Source organism: Enterobacter cloacae complex sp. IR5441 (genome assembly GCF_049238215.1).
Classification (GTDB): domain Bacteria; phylum Pseudomonadota; class Gammaproteobacteria; order Enterobacterales; family Enterobacteriaceae; genus Enterobacter; species Enterobacter hormaechei_C.
Genome location: NZ_JBMKIA010000014.1, coordinates 47060 through 62370, shown reverse-complemented (window position 1 = coordinate 62370; position 15311 = coordinate 47060). Strand labels below are relative to the sequence as shown.

Here is a 15311-nt window from a genome sequence, read left to right as displayed (position 1 = left end):
TACTTTGATTTTTATGCCCGGCGGCGCTGCGCTTGCGCGGGCCTACGGTTAAGTAGGCCGGGTAAACGCAGTGCCACCCGGCTATGAGATCCGTCTTCGCTGCATCACCCGGCGGGTAATAATCGGCAGCGAAATCACCACGATCAGCATCGCGCCGATAATCACTGACATCACAATGCCGGGCACGTTGAGCAGGCTCAGGCCGAAGGTCACCAGCCCCATCAGGAAGGCGGCGATAATCACGCCCACCATGCTGCCGGACCCACCGAGAATATTGACGCCGCCGAGCACCGCCATCGTCACCACCGCCAGCTCCCATCCCATCGCGATGGTCGGGCGGGTACTGCCCAGACGCGAGGTGAGCAGCACCGACGCCAGGCCGGACATCAGTCCTACCAGCGCAAACAGGATCAGGTTGTGGCGCTTCACGTTGATGCCTGAGTACCACGCGCCGGTCGGGTTGTTGCCGATGGCGTAGGTGCGGCGGCCAAAATTGGTGCGGTGCAGCACAAAGGCAAACAGAGCGGCCAGCACGATAAACAGCGCGAACTCAAACGACAGCGCACCCCAGACGTAGCCCTGGCCGAACCAGGCGAAGCTCTCCGGGTAGCTGTTCAGCGCCTGGTCCCCGAGCAGGATGTAGGTGATCCCGCGGTACAGGCTCATGGTGCCGATGGTGATGACGATGGACGACAGGTTAAAGCGCGTCACCAGAATACCGTTGAACAGCCCGCACAGTAGCCCGACGCCTAATCCCACGCACACCAGCAGCGGCGTATCGACGCCCGCTGCCGCGCAAAAGCCCATCACCGTGGAGCTGAGCGCGATGGTGGAGGCCACAGACAGGTCAATTTCCCGGGCGATAATCAGCATCGCCATCGGCAACACAATGATCGCTTTTTCCGTGAAGTTGAACGTCGCGTCGGAGAGGTTCCAGATATTGAGGAAGTAGGGCGAGGCGAGCGCGTTCACCACAAACACCGCCAGCGTCACCGCCAGCAGGAAGCCCTCCCAGCACAGCAGGCGCTGGAAGATGCCCGGCGCAGAAGTGGGTTTGAACTCTTCAGATGTCATCATTTTGCTCATGGTTTCACCGCCAGTTTCTGACGTGCCAGCGCCGCGTCGCGCAGGATCAGCCTGCCTTTGCGCTTGTTGCCGCGCTCGTTCAGCAGCACAGCGATGACAATGACCGAGCCGGAAATCGCCATCTGCCAGAACGGGGAGACGCCGATCACCGGCAGGGCGTTGTTGATGACGCCAAGGAACAGCGCCCCGAACAGACAGCCGAGCACGCGGCCGGTGCCGCCCATGGTGCTGATCCCGCCAATCACACAGGCTGCCACCACCTGCAATTCAAAACCGTTAGCGACGTCAACATACGCAACGGCAAAGCGTGATATCCACAGGTAGCCGCAGAACCCGGCCAGCAGACCGGAAAGGCAGAAGCTGATGAACTGCATTTTCCCGGCGTTGATCCCGGTGTAGTACGCTGCCGTGGCGTTCCCGCCTGCGGTGTAGAGCGCCCGTCCGGTGCGACTGTAGCGCAGGAAGTAGCCCACCAGCAGCAGTACGGCGATGGCGCACCAGCTCAGCACCGGCAGGCCCAGCACTGACGCACGCGGCAGGCCGAGGAAGTTTGCACCCATCTGGTTGGAGTTCACCCAGCCGCCGCCGGAGAGCAAAAAGATCATTCCGCGGTAGATGCTCATGGTGCCGAGCGTCACCACAATCGCCGGAATGCCCAGTTTCCACACCAGCAGGCCGTTTATTGCGCCCATCAGCAGCCCAAGCGCGCTGGCAAGGATCAGCAGCGCCCAGACGGGCACGTCCGGGTAATGGAAATTAATCAGGGCGACAATCATCCCGGTCAGGGCCAGATTAGCCGCCATCGACAGGTCGATGCCTTTAGTGAGCAGCACCATCATCTGCCCGAGCGCGAGGACGATCAGAATGGCGGTGTCGTTAAACATCTCCACCAGATTGCCCGGTGCGATAAACGATGGCACGCGGCTGCCAATGGCGACGACCATCAGGACAATCACCGCGCCAAGCAGCGCCTCGCGGTGTTTTAAGAGTGAGCTAAGCATTTATGCCGCCTCCTGTTTTGCACCGCTGGCGGCGCTGACGATGGTTTCCGCCGTCGCGTCTCCCGCCTGGTATTCGGCCACCATCAGCCCCTCGTGCATGACGATAATGCGATCCGCCATGCCCATCACTTCCGGCAGTTCGGACGAGACCATAATCACCGCCAGCCCCTGACTGACCAGCTCGGACATAAACTGATGCACGGCTGCCTTTGAGCCGATATCGATGCCTTTTGTTGGCTCATCGAGGATGATCACGTCAGGGTGCGTCGCCAGCCATTTGCCGATCACCACCTTTTGCTGGTTGCCGCCAGAGAGGGTCTCCACCGCCTGCTTCCAGCTGAAGGCTTTCACTTGCAGGCGTCTGGCGTATTCGTCTGCCAGCTTCCATTCGCGGTCGTCGTGCAGTACGCCGTTCGGATTGAGCCTGCTGAGCTGAGGCAGGCTGATGTTCTGGGCAATCGGCAGGGCGATAATCGCCCCCTGTTTCTGCCTTTCTTCCGGCACACAGACGATACCGGCCTTGATCGCATCCGCAGGCTGGCGGAAGCGCCGGGGCTGGCCATTGAGGATAATTTCCCCGGACGATGGCCGCGTGACGCCGGAAAGCGCCTGCATCAATTCGGTACGCCCGGCACCCACCAGCCCGTAAAAGCCGAGGATTTCCCCTTTACGCAGGGAGAACGAGATATGCGCAAACTCGGTTGGATGGCAGAGGTTTTTCACCTCCAGCACCGTCTCGCCTTTTTCGCAGTCGATTTTCGGGAAGGTTTGGGTAATGGCGCGCCCGACCATCATCGACACCATCCGCTCCTCGGTGATCTCATTTATTGCCCCTGCACCGACGAACACGCCGTCGCGCAAAATGGTGTAGTGATCGGCCAGCTCAAAAATCTCGTCGAACTTGTGGGAGATAAACAGGATGGCTTTGCCCTCCTGCTTTAAGCGCTCCACAATCTGGTAAAACTCGAGGATTTCATGCTGTGACAGCGCCGCCGTGGGTTCATCGAGGATCACCACCTGCGCCTCAAACGACAGCGCGCGGGCAATCGCCACCATGTGACGCTGGGCGATGCTCAGGGTTTTCAGCGTTGCGCGCGGGTCGATTTGCACCTCAAGGCGGGCGAGAATAGCCTGCGCCCGGCGGTGCATTTCCGGCCAGTCGAGCTTTTTCAGGAAGCCTTTGTGAAGGTACTGACCGACAAAGATATTTTCGGTGACCGAGAGTTCATCGAACAGGACGGTTTCCTGGTGAATGGCGGTGATGCCCATTTTATGCGCCGACTCCGGCGTCGGAAGGTGAACGGGGATCGCCTTGTAGAGAATTTCGCCCTCGTCGGGCTGATATATGCCGGTCATCACTTTGACCAGCGTCGACTTGCCCGCGCCGTTTTCGCCGATAAGCGCCGTCACTTTGCCGGGCCACAGTGCAAGCTGCACGTTCTCAAGAGCACGCACGCCGGGGAACACCTTCGTGATGCCAGAAAGCTGTAGCAATGGGGTCATGATAGTTCTCCTGGACAGGGGAATTTGTAGGGCGGGTAAGCGGCAGCGCCACCCGCCTTTTGCCGGATGGCGCTACGCTTATCCGGCCTACAAATCGCATCAAAAGATTTTTGAGAACTTATCAATATTGCTGGCATCGTAGACGAACGGCTCGGCCATCGCGCCGTTGCCGTCGGCATCCAGCTTCACTTTGCCCAGTTTACCCATGCTGGCTTCGTCTTTGGTGGCCGTGCCTTTTACCAGGTCATCCGCCAGGTAGGTTGCGGCATAGCCCAGGTCAATCGGGTTCCAGATGGCAAAGCTCTTGCTTGCGCCGGACTTCACCGCGCCCGCCATCTCAGACGGCAGGCCTAAACCGGTGACGTACACTTTGCCAATCTTGCCCTGGTCCTTCACCGCCTGCGCGGCAGCCACAATGCCCACGGAAGAAGGCGAAACAATCACTTTCAGCTCCGGGTAGGTTTTCAGCAGGCCGACCGCTTCGCGGTAGCTCTTGTCAGAGAGATCGTCCCCGTAGGCCACGGTCACCAGATTGACGGACGGGTACTTCGGCAGCACCTTTTTCATCTCCGCAATCCAGGTGTTCTGGTTGGTGGAGGTTGGCGTGGCGCTCAGCACCGCCACATCGCCTTTCTCCACGTTCAGCGCTTTCAGGGCATCGGCGGCGAGCTTGACGTTAGTTTCGCCAATCAGGGCGTTATTGGACGGGTTGAGATGGATCTGACGCCCGGCTTTCGCCACGCCGGAATCCCACGACACAACCTTGATGCCGCGCTGCATCGCTTTTTTCAGCACCGGCACGACGGCGTCCGGATCGTTCGCGGAAATCGCGATCGCATCCACGCCCTGGGCGATCAGCCCGTTCAGCACCTCGATCTGCGCTTCCGCCGTGGTGGTGGTCGGGCCGGTATAAATCACTTTTACATCGCCTAACTCTTTGGCCGCCTCCTGCGCGCCGACGTTCGCTGCCTCGAAGAATCCATTCCCTAAGGACTTCGCCACCAGGGCGATTTTCACTTCTGCTAAAGCGGAACCGGACAACGCCAGAGCGGCAACGGTGAGGATCAAGCTTGCTTTTATTTTCATTGCTTTTACTCCACTGACTTGAGTTAGTTGTAGGGATTGCAGGTGGTTTTCGCCCCGTCTCAATGAGCGGGGCGCGATGTTGTTATTGGTACAAATCTAACGCCGACTGCATGGGGGTGACGCCAAAGCGTTTGCCCAGGGCGATCAGCTCTTCCCGGGTGATGGTCTGCTTCATGCCGCCCATGGAATAAACCTTCACCAGCACCTCTGCGGATTTCTCGGCGGTGTCGATCAGGCCGAAGGTTTCATCCAGCGTCGGGCCGCTGCCGAAGACGCCGTGGAATGGCCACAGCACCAGTGAATGTTTCTGCATGTCCGTCGCGGTTGCCTGGCCGATTTCGTCGGTGCCCGGCACCATCCACGGCAGAATGCCGACGCCGTCCGGGAACACCACCAGACACTCGGTGCTGCCTTCCCACAGTTTGCGGGTGAAGAAATCAGAATTGTTTTCCAGCACGTAGGTCAGGGCGATCAGGTTGGTGGCGTGGCAGTGCATGATCACGCGGTCCTTGCCATTGGTCGCCTTGATGCGCTCGCAGTGGGAGAGGAAGTGCGCCGGCAGCTCAGAGGTTGGCACTGCTTCATCGGTCAGACCCCACAGAATGTGGTAGCCCGCGCCGTCGCTATCCACTTTCACTACGCCGAGGTTGGCCTGCGGGTCGAGCTGAACGTTGCGGAAGAACTTCCCGGAACCGGTGACGATAAACGGCGTGTTGGCGAGCAGCGGCATCGGCTGGCTCAGGGCGATATAGCGCGGCTTCTGGTGGAAATCGGCTGCGAACGGTTCGATATCCGCATCGTCCAGGCGCAGCGTCAGGTTGCCGCCGTTGCGCTCGTCCCAGCCCTTCAGCCAGGCGTCGGAGGTGGCTTTGATCATGCCCTGGACGAACCAGGAGGTGGTGATGGTCTGCATACTGTGTTTCCTTTGAAAATGCCGGGTGGCGCGTTGCTTACCCGGCCTACTTTTACCTGTAGGCCCGGCAAGCAACGCGCCGCCGGGCAATGTTTTTTACTGACGAGCGGCAAGAACGTCTTTCTCATATGCCCGCACGTTGTCCAGCCACTGGCTGCCCGCAGGCGCATCGTGACGCTGGCAGTACATCTCCCACACTGCCTGCCACGGCAGGGATTTCTGCTCTTCCAGCAGCGCCAGGCGCGCGGTGTAGTCGCCGTTTTCTTCCAGCTGTTTCAGGGCGGCGACAGGCTCCAGCAGCGCGCGCAGCAGGGCTTTCTTCATGTTGCGGGTGCCGATAACCCACGCCGCGATGCGGTTGATGGAAGCGTCGAAGAAGTCGAGGCCAATGTGTACGCGGTCGAACAGATCGTGGCGGATGATTTCGCTGGCAATCGCCTGGGTTTCGTCATCCAGTAGCACCACGTGGTCGCTGTCCCAGCGCACCGGGCGGCTGACGTGCAGCAGCAGGCGCGGCACGTAGAGCATGGCAGCGGAGATTTTGTCGGAGATCACCTCGGTTGGGTGGAAGTGACCGGCATCCAGGCACAGCGCGGTCTGGCGGCTGGTGGCGTACCCCATGTAGAACTCGTTCGAGCCGACGGTGTAGCTCTCGGCGCCAATGCCGAACAGCTTGCTCTCCACGGCGTCGATGTGGTGCGCCGGGTCCAGCTTCTCGCTGATGGCCTCATCCAGCGCGGCCAGCAGGCGCTGGCGCGGGGCCAGACGGTCGACGGTGATGTCCTTCATACCGTCCGGGATCCAGATGTTCATCACCGACGGTGTGCCAAGCTGCTCGCCGAAATACGCAGAAACGCGGCGGCTGGCTTTGACATGGTCGATCCAGAACTGGCGGATTTCGTCGTTGGCGTGCGCAAGGGTAAAGCCGTCCGCGCTCAGCGGGTGCGAGAAGCAGGAGGGGTTAAAGTCCAGGCCCAGCTTGTTGGCTTTCGCCCACGCCACCCAGTTCGTAAAGTGCTCCGGTTTGATTTCATTACGCGCCACCGGCTCGTCGGATTCGAGATAAATGGCGTGCAGATTCAGGCGCTTTGGCCCGGGGATCAGGCTCAGCGCCAGCTCCAGATCCGCACGCAGTTCGGTGGCGTTGCGCGCTTTGCCCGGATAGTTACCCGTGGCCTGAATCCCCCCCGTCAGGGAACCGCCCGGGTTCTCGAAGCCAGCAACGTCATCACCCTGCCAGCAGTGCATGGAGACGGGCAGACGGTCGAGCTGGCGCAGCGCCTCTTCGACATCCACGCCGACGGCGGCGAAACGCTGTTTAGCCAGGTCCCAGGCTTGTTCAAGTTGAGTGGTCATGCGCAAAGCTCCTTAGTCAGTCGTTTTTGCTGAAACTGCGCCCGGTAGCGGGCAATTTCATGGCAGGGATGGGGGGTGAAGGTGGTCAGGCTGTTATTCGCCGTCACCACCGAACGGAAATCGTCGACGTTTGAAAGTTCGTCCAGGGTCATCAGCTGAATGCCGATATTGCCGAGCGTGGAGGCTTCAATCGGACCTGCCACCACGGTAATGCCGCAGGCATCCGCGCAGAGCTGGTTCAGCAGCTGGTTCTGGCAGCCGCCGCCCACGATATGCAGCTGCGTGAACGGTTTGCCGCGAAGGTCAGCCAGCTCGCTCAGGATGTCGGCATAGAGCAGGGCGAGACTGTCAAAAATGCAGCGCGCCAGCTCGGCGGGGCGGGAAGGTACCGGCTGCCCCGCTTCAAAACAGGCGGCCTGGATTTCAGCGCTCATGTGCGCCGGGTTGATAAAGCGGTCGTCGTTCGGGTTAATCAGGAAGGTGCAGGCCTTCAGCGTTTCGGTTTCCGCGATAAGCGCGGGCAGGTCGGTGATGTTCTGCTCTTTCAGCACCCGCTGGAGCAGCCACAGGCCCATGATGTTCTTCAGCACCCGGTAGCGCCCTTCGGCGCCACCTTCGTTAGTGATGTTCGCCGCCAGTGCGGCATCGCTGGTGTAGGGTGTTTTGCTCTCAAAGCCCATCAGCGACCAGGTGCCGGAAGAGAGGTACGCCGCGTCTCTGCCGGCGAGCGGCGAGGCAATGACCGCGCTCGCGGTGTCGTGACTGGCGACGGCGACAACAGGGATTTCATTCCCCTGTGGGCAAAGCCAGTGGCCGATCACATTGCCCGGATGGGTTGGCGCGCCGAACCAGGACGGCGAGGCGCCCGTCCAGGCCAGCAGATGTTCATCCCAGTTATCGGTGTTGATGTTAACCAGCTGCGTGGTGGTGGCGTTGGTGTATTCCCAGTTCATGTTGCCGGTCAGACGGTAGCTTAAGTAGTCCGGGATCAGCAGCGCATGCGCCACCTTTTCGACCAGCTCTGGCTGTTGCTCAACCAGCGCGCGCAGCTGATACAGCGTGTTAAACGGGATAAACTGAATGCCGCTGCGACCATAGATGTTCTCCTTGCCAAGCTGGGCGATGGCGTGCGCCATTAGCCCATCGGTGCGGCTGTCGCGGTAGGAGACGGGCAGGCCGACGCGTTCGCCATGACTGTCCAGCAGTACGTAATCCACACCCCAGGTATCAATGCCGATACTGTCGATGCGAATACCGTCTTCGCAGACGTTGTGAAGTCCGGTGCGGATCTCTGCTTCCAGGGCGTCGATATCCCAGGTAACAAAACCGTCCTGTTTTTGCAGACAATTGGCGAAACGGTGCATTTCGCGAAGCGTAAGGGTGTGCAGGTCGCAGTCCCAGGTGGCGAGCATTACACGGCCGCTGGATGCGCCTAAATCGACAGCCACACAATGGCGAAAAGTCATGGTCGGGTCCTTTCTTAAGTCATTAGCGAGGAGTGTAAGAAAGGGGAGAAATAGCCACCTTCTCGCCACTGACAGCCCAAATCTCGCGCTGGCAAGAAAGCAAAGATGAACGTGAGGGAGTTCACAGTTTCCAGTAATGGCGGGGTTTGCAGGCAGTGTGACGCTGACCGCATTTCCTGATCTTTCCGTCTGTTTCTTGAAAAACCGACAGCTTTTGCGCGGTTTGCTGTCAAAAATTTAAGGTGAGCGTGGAAGGCCTTAATTACTATTTTGAGAACTTTTCTCATTGGTGGGGGCCGTTATGACCGTACTGCACAGCGTCGATTTTTTTCCATCGGGGGCTTCGCCGGTCGCGATTGAGCCACGGCTGCCTCAGGCTGCGTTCCCGGAGCATCATCATGATTTTCATGAAATTGTGATTGTTGAGCACGGAACGGGTATCCACGTGTTTAACGGTCAGCCGTATACCATCAGCGGCGGTACGGTGTGCTTCGTGCGCGATCACGACAGGCACCTGTATGAACATACCGACAACCTTTGCCTGACCAATGTGCTCTATCGTTCTCCGGATGCGTTCCAGTTTCTCTCCGGGCTGAATCAGCTGTTGCCGCAGGAGAAGGACGGTCACTACCCCTCGCACTGGCGGGTGAATCAGTCCACGTTGCAGCAGGTGCGTCAGCTGGTGAGCCAGATGGAGCAGAGCGAGGATGGACAGGAGACGCACGCCATTGCTACCCGCGAGCTGCTGTTTATGCAGCTGCTGGTGCTGCTGCGGCGCAGCAGCCTGGTGGAAGGGCTGGAAAATAACGACGCGCGCCTGAATCAGCTGATGGCCTGGCTGGAAGATCATTTTGCCGAAGATGTCTGCTGGGAAACGCTGGCGGATGACTTTTCGCTCTCGCTGCGCACGCTGCATCGTCAGCTCAAGCAGCATACCGGGCTGACGCCGCAGCGCTACCTCAACCGTCTGCGCCTGATCAAAGCGCGGCACCTTTTACGTCATACCGACGAAAGCGTCACCGATATCGCCTATCGCTGCGGATTCGGCGACAGTAACCACTTTTCGACGCTTTTTCGCCGGGAGTTTAACTGGTCGCCGCGTGATATTCGTCAGGGGAAAGACGCGTTGCTTCAGTAACGCGAGGGCAGTCACCGTTTTTTTGCTGCAAAAAGGCTAATAATGTCCGGTTATTCGCCGTAGAGGTTGTGGTGTGGCTGCTCAGCTCATTCTTCGCAAAGATGATTTTTTTGCCTCCGCGAGTCAGGCCGTCGCGGTGGCCGACCGCTACCCGCAAAACGTCTTTGCCGAGCACACCCACGAGTTTTGCGAGCTGGTGCTGGTATGGCGAGGCAACGGCCTGCACGTCCTCAACGACCGCCCCTACCGCATCACGCGCGGAGACCTGTTCTACATCCGCGCTGAAGACAAACACTCCTACGCCTCGGTTAACGATCTGGTGTTGCAGAACGTCATCTACTGCCCCGACAGACTTAAACTGAATGTCGACTGGGCGGGCAATATCCCCGGTTTTCATGATGCCAGAGGCGAACCGCACTGGCGCTTAAGCAGCAACGGCATGGCTCAGGTGCGCCAGGCGATTTCCCAGCTGGAGCAGGAGAGCCAGAAGAGCGATCCGGTGGCAAACCAGATGTCGGAGCTGCTTTTTGCCCAGCTGGTGATGACCCTGAAGCGGCATCGTTACGCTACGGATAATCCCTCTGCTACCACACAGGAAGCGCTGCTGGATAAGCTCATCACCCGGCTTGCGGGCAGTCTGAACAAGAGTTTCGTGCTGGAAAAATTCTGCGAGCAGGAGCAGTGCAGCGAGCGCGCGCTGCGCCAGCAGTTCCGCACCCAGACGGGGATGACGGTCAACCACTATCTGCGCCAGCTGCGCATCTGCCACGCCCAGTACCTGTTACAGCATACGGAGCTGATGGTGAGTGAAGTGGCGATGCGCTGCGGCTTTGAGGACAGTAACTACTTTTCGGTGGTGTTTAACCGTGAGGTGGGGATGACGCCGGTTCAGTGGCGTCATCGCAGTCGAAAGGCAGCGTAATCAGTTCGCCATGCCGAGGCCGACGATATTGGCCGCAATGATAATCACCACACAGCCCAGGCTCAGCACGCCAACCGGACGACGCCCGGCATTGTTCCACTCTTTCAGCACCAGCCCAACCAGCCCGCCGCACAGCACGTAGAAGCTCATGTGCAGCATCCAGCTCATGTAGTCATACTGCGCCGGAATACTGGCGTGACCCAGGCGTAGAAGAAGAATTGCAGATACCACATCAGACCGCCGAGGGCGGAGAGCAGGACGTTGGTGACGATCAGCGGTTTTGCCAGCGAGAAGTCGGCTTTTACCGACAGGTTCTTCACTTTTGCCAGACGAATGAAGCAGAAGCCGAGGTTTACCAGCGCGCCGCCGCCCATGATCACCACGTAGCTTGGCAGGGCAACGTACAGCGGATCGACGCCCAGCGCCGCAGCGGCGTCGTGCATCGGTTTGGCGGCGTTCATGGCGAACGACATGCCCGCCGAGAATACGCCGCACATCACCGCCAGCAGCAGCCCTTTCTTCAGGTTGAACTCTTCGGCTTTGATGCCCATCTTGCGTTCTTTCAGCTGGCCTGCGCGGGTGACGATGCCCACGCCGATCACCGCCACCAGCACGCCCAGCAGCGTCATTCGCCCGCCCTGAGTGTTGATCAGCACGTCGAAGTGGCCGTTGAGGATTGGCGTCATCAGGGTGCCAACAATCAGCGTAATGCCAATCGCGATGCCAATCCCCATCGACATGCCTAGGTAGCGCATGGTGAGGCCGTAGTTGATATTTCCGATGCCCCACATCGCGCCGAACAGGAATACCGGCAGCAGGGTGGAGGCGTTGAAGGAGGAGAAGTAGCCCCAGAAATCGGGCAGCAGCATGGCGCTGATTGTCCACGGCAAAATCAGCCAGGACACGGTGCCGCCAACGGACCACATGGTTTCCCATGACCAGCCTTTCACCTTTTTAAACGGGGCATAGAAACAGGCTGCACTGGCCGCGCCTATCAAATGCCAGAAAATACCCATCGTAATCGCATGATTCATTTTTACATCCTCATCGTTTTTATAGCCGGAGGCTTCCCGCCGACTTGATGAGTGTAAAAATGAGGCGGTTTGGGAACCTTCAGAAGGTTGCCGCACTTTTGTTCAGGATGGCAATCAGCACGTTAAGCACGTGAGCAGACTCACAATTTTGTCATTTATCAAAAATCTAATAACCTTATAAAAACTACGGCATTGATAATCATTTTCAATATCATTTAATTAACTATAATGAACCAACTGCTTACGCGGCATTAACAGCTGTGCCGCCCGACAATAATGGAGAGGATTATGAGTTATACACTGCCATCCCTGCCGTATGCCTACGACGCACTGGAACCGCATTTCGACAAGCAGACGATGGAAATCCATCACACTAAACACCACCAGACCTATGTGAACAACGCGAATGCTGCGCTGGAAAGCCTGCCAGAGTTCGCTAATCTGCCTGTTGAAGAGCTGATCACCAAACTGGACCAGCTGCCGGCAGACAAGAAAACCGTGCTGCGCAACAACGCGGGCGGTCACGCTAACCACAGCCTGTTCTGGAAAGGCCTGAAAACCGGCACCACCCTTCAGGGCGACCTGAAAGCGGCTATCGAGCGTGACTTCGGTTCCGTTGACAACTTCAAAGCGGAATTCGAAAAAGCCGCTGCAACCCGTTTCGGCTCTGGCTGGGCGTGGCTGGTCCTGAAAGGTGACAAACTGGCGGTCGTTTCTACCGCTAACCAGGACTCCCCGCTGATGGGTGAAGCTATCTCTGGCGCATCCGGCTTCCCAATTCTGGGTCTGGACGTGTGGGAACACGCTTACTACCTGAAGTTCCAGAACCGTCGCCCTGACTACATCAAAGCCTTCTGGGAGGTAGTGAACTGGGACGAAGCAGCAGCGCGTTTCGCCGCTAAAAAATAAGGTTGCATTGACGCCTGTGAGAAGCGAGTCTGATGACTCGCTTTTTTTGTATCTGAAGGAGTGGAGATGCATTACCCGGTGAATGTGTTTACAGGCAAGGTAAGGGAGTACGAAGGCAGCCGCCCGAGCGCCATCGCCAAAGTGCAGGTCGACGGTGAGCTGACGTTGACCGATCTCGGGCTTGCGGGTGACCAGCAGGCTGAAAAGAAAATCCACGGCGGGCCCGATCGCGCGCTGTGCCACTATCCGCGCGAGCACTATCAGCACTGGAAAGCCGAATTTCCTGAACAGGCGGACCTCTTCGTCGCCCCCGCGTTTGGCGAAAATCTCTCAACGGAGGGGCTGACGGAGAAGAACGTCTTTATCGGCGATATTTACCGCTGGGGCGATGCTTTGATTCAGGTTACCCAGCCGCGCTCACCGTGCTTTAAGCTTAATTACCATTTCGGCATTCAGGATATGTCGGCCCAGCTGCAAAACGCGGGTAAAACCGGCTGGCTGTATCGCGTTGTGCAGGCGGGACAGGTTTCGGCGGATGCGCCGCTTGAGCTGGCTTCGCGCTTGAGTGAGGTGTCGGTATACGAGGCCTGCGCAATTGCCTGGCATATGCCGTTTGATGACGAGCAGTATCACCGCCTGCTGTCAGCGGCGGGATTATCCACCAGCTGGACCAGAACGATGCAGAAGCGGCGGTTAAGCGGCAAGATCGAGAGCAGTTCGCGGAGATTGTGGGGGAAAGAGGTTCCGTAGAAAGTAGGCCGGGTAAGGCGAAGCCGCCACCCGGCACATACGGTTACGAACGCTTATACAGCGGCAGCCACAGCGTTAACCTCAGCCCGCCCAGCGGGCTGTCATCGGCTTTCACCCAGCCACGGTGCTGTTGCATGGCGGTTTCAACAATCGCCAGACCTAGCCCCGTACCACCAGATTCACGGTCGCGCGCCTCGTCGGTGCGGTAGAACGGACGGAAAATCTGCTCGCGATCTTCCGGGCTGACGCCGGGACCATCGTCATCGACAATGACCGTAATCCCGTCTTTATCCACCGAAAACGCCACTTCAATCTTCGTGTGCGAATAGCGCAGGGCGTTACGCACGATATTCTCCAGCGCGCTTTCCAGCGTGTTGGGGTTACCGTAGAGCGGCCACGGGCCCGGCGGGAAGTTGACGGTGAACGATTTGCCCATCTGCTCCGCTTCGAACGCCGCGTTGTCCAGCACCTCATGCCAGAGGTGATTGGCTTTCACCGTTTCGCTCACCAGCGCGTTTTTCTGCTGATTGCGAGACATCACCAGCAGATCGTTGATCATGCTGTCCAGGCGATGCGCTTCCGTCTCAATACGCTCCAGCTCTTTACTCTCACCGCTGCGGCGGCGCAGCAGGGCGGTACCCAGCTGTAAGCGCGTGAGCGGCGTCCGCAGCTCGTGGGAGATATCCGACAGCAGGCGTTGCTGCGCGGTCATCATGCGGTCAAGAGCAGAGACCATCTGGTTAAAACTGGTTCCGGCGGCCAGGAACTCCTGCGGCCCGGATTCCAGCTCCGGATGCTGCCTCAGGTTGCCCTGCGCCACTTCGTCCGCCGCATTTTTCAGCTTACGCGCCGGTTTCGCCAGGCTCCACGCCAGCCATAACAGCAGCGGGGAACTGACCAGCATCGTGACAATCAACAGCAAAAGCGGACGGTCAAACAGCAGGTTGATAAAGTCGGACTGGGAACTGCTCGCAGGGCGAATCAGATAGAGCTGGTAATTGTCTTCCCCATCCCGCACCGAGAAAGGACCGACCATCTCTACCCGACCATATTTCTTTTTCTGTGGGTGATCGGCATTATCCGCCTGGCCAATAAAGTTGCGGATAATCTGCATTTCATTGCGATCGGCCCCAATCACGCGGCCTTCACTGGTGACCAGTAAAAGACGTTGTCCGGGGGGCGCCCACTTGTCGATAGCGCGAAACAACCTGCGCCACCACATTAAATCGTTCGGCGGATCGTTTGCCAGCTCCGCTTCCACGTGCTGCTCGATCATCACGCCCTGACGTTGCTCGCTGTCGAGTAGCTCCGTCATCTGGCGTGAGTCGAGTTTTGGCAACATCAAAACGAGCATTAAAACCAATGCCAGCGTCAGCCAGAAGATGGCGAAGATGCGGGCGGTTAAGCTGCCTATCATGAAGCGGAAACCATCAGATAACCGCGACCACGCAGGGTTTTAAACCATGGGTGACCGTCTTTACGCTCCGGCAGCTTACGGCGCAGGTTAGAGATGTGCATGTCGATGGCGCGGTCAAACGGGGTGAGGCGTTTGCCGAGCACTTCCTGGCTTAAGTGTTCACGCGACACCACCTGGCCGAGATGCTGTGCCAGCAGATACAGCAGGGTGAACTCGGTGCCGGTTAGCTCCAGCGTTTCACCGTCGAAGCTCGCTTCCTGGCGGCCCGGGTTCAGGCTCAGGGAGTCCACTTCCAGCGTAGGTGAGCTGTTGTCGGTATTCTGCTGCTGCTCGCTCCAGTGAGAGCGGCGCAGGATCGCGCGAATACGGGCCACCAGTTCACGGTCGTTGAACGGCTTAGGTAAATAGTCATCCGCACCCAGCTCAAGGCCGAGTACGCGGTCAAGCTCGCTGCCGCGTGCGGTCAGCATAATGACGGGGGTCTGGTGTGTCTGGCGAAGCTCTTTCAACGTATCAATACCGTTTTTCTTCGGCATCATGACGTCGAGCAAAAGTAAATCGATGCTGTCGTCAAGGAGACTCAGCGCCTGCTCGCCATCATGGGCAACCAGGACGTTGAAACCTTCCATGTCGAGCAACTCCTTTAAAAGAGATGTGAGCTCTCGGTCATCATCAACTAACAGGATTTTATTCATTGTTTAAATACCTCCGAGGCAGAAATTACGACATC

General features: G+C 58.4%; 13 protein-coding genes and 1 pseudogene. 4 read left to right on the top strand and 10 right to left on the bottom strand.

Annotated features, from left to right (window positions below):
• Positions 1-81: 81 nt before the first annotated feature.
• The 7 genes from ACOTX5_RS16000 to rhaB form a co-directional block, all read right to left on the bottom strand.
• A complete protein-coding gene (locus ACOTX5_RS16000) occupies positions 82-1086 on the bottom strand; it encodes an ABC transporter permease (protein ID WP_015569926.1) in 1005 nt (334 codons plus the stop codon).
• Complete coding sequence (locus ACOTX5_RS15995) at positions 1083-2087, bottom strand: ABC transporter permease (protein WP_032651980.1); 1005 nt, start codon at positions 2085-2087, stop codon at positions 1083-1085. The genes ACOTX5_RS16000 and ACOTX5_RS15995 overlap by 4 nt, the downstream gene beginning before the upstream one ends.
• Positions 2088-3590 (bottom strand): sugar ABC transporter ATP-binding protein, encoded by a 1503-nt coding sequence (locus ACOTX5_RS15990; protein WP_015569928.1) that lies wholly within the window; start codon positions 3588-3590, stop codon positions 2088-2090.
• Between the two features lie 99 nt (positions 3591-3689).
• On the bottom strand, positions 3690-4676 hold the full coding sequence (gene rhaS, locus ACOTX5_RS15985) for a rhamnose ABC transporter substrate-binding protein (RefSeq protein ID WP_045327164.1): 987 nt from the start codon (positions 4674-4676) through the stop codon (positions 3690-3692).
• An 82-nt stretch (positions 4677-4758) separates the two neighbouring features.
• A complete protein-coding gene (gene rhaD, locus ACOTX5_RS15980; RefSeq protein ID WP_015569930.1) occupies positions 4759-5589 on the bottom strand; it encodes a rhamnulose-1-phosphate aldolase in 831 nt (276 codons plus the stop codon).
• 96 nt (positions 5590-5685) lie between these two features.
• Positions 5686-6945: an L-rhamnose isomerase gene (gene rhaA, locus ACOTX5_RS15975; RefSeq protein ID WP_045142625.1), complete on the bottom strand. Its 1260-nt coding sequence runs from the start codon at positions 6943-6945 to the stop codon at positions 5686-5688.
• Complete coding sequence (rhaB, locus tag ACOTX5_RS15970; protein ID WP_045911396.1) at positions 6942-8411, bottom strand: rhamnulokinase; 1470 nt, start codon at positions 8409-8411, stop codon at positions 6942-6944. The genes rhaA and rhaB overlap by 4 nt, the downstream gene beginning before the upstream one ends.
• A 301-nt stretch (positions 8412-8712) precedes the next feature.
• Here rhaB and rhaS (ACOTX5_RS15965) point away from each other — a divergent pair, with 301 nt between their 5' ends.
• On the top strand, positions 8713-9549 hold the full coding sequence (gene rhaS, locus ACOTX5_RS15965; protein ID WP_015569934.1) for an HTH-type transcriptional activator RhaS: 837 nt from the start codon (positions 8713-8715) through the stop codon (positions 9547-9549).
• Positions 9550-9622: 73 nt separating this feature from the next.
• A complete protein-coding gene (gene rhaR / locus ACOTX5_RS15960) occupies positions 9623-10471 on the top strand; it encodes an HTH-type transcriptional activator RhaR (protein ID WP_045911397.1) in 849 nt (282 codons plus the stop codon).
• Here the strand turns inward: rhaR and rhaT are convergent.
• A pseudogene (gene rhaT / locus ACOTX5_RS15955) lies at positions 10472-11505 on the bottom strand (L-rhamnose/proton symporter RhaT).
• Positions 11506-11793: 288 nt separating this feature from the next.
• On the opposite strand from rhaT, the gene sodA reads away from it, so the two are divergent.
• Complete coding sequence (gene sodA, locus ACOTX5_RS15950; protein ID WP_045911398.1) at positions 11794-12414, top strand: superoxide dismutase [Mn]; 621 nt, start codon at positions 11794-11796, stop codon at positions 12412-12414.
• Between the two features lie 66 nt (positions 12415-12480).
• Positions 12481-13164 carry a 6-hydroxyaminopurine reductase gene (gene yiiM, locus ACOTX5_RS15945; RefSeq protein ID WP_017382697.1) on the top strand — a complete coding sequence of 228 codons (684 nt, stop codon included), beginning with the start codon at positions 12481-12483 and terminating at the stop codon, positions 13162-13164.
• A 43-nt stretch (positions 13165-13207) separates the two neighbouring features.
• Here the strand turns inward: yiiM and cpxA are convergent, their stop codons facing one another.
• Complete coding sequence (cpxA, locus tag ACOTX5_RS15940) at positions 13208-14581, bottom strand: envelope stress sensor histidine kinase CpxA (protein ID WP_015569937.1); 1374 nt, start codon at positions 14579-14581, stop codon at positions 13208-13210.
• Positions 14578-15276, bottom strand: coding sequence for an envelope stress response regulator transcription factor CpxR (cpxR, locus tag ACOTX5_RS15935; RefSeq protein WP_003862004.1), 699 nt, complete (start codon positions 15274-15276; stop codon positions 14578-14580). Before cpxR ends, cpxA begins: the two co-directional genes overlap by 4 nt.
• Positions 15277-15311 lie beyond the last annotated feature (35 nt).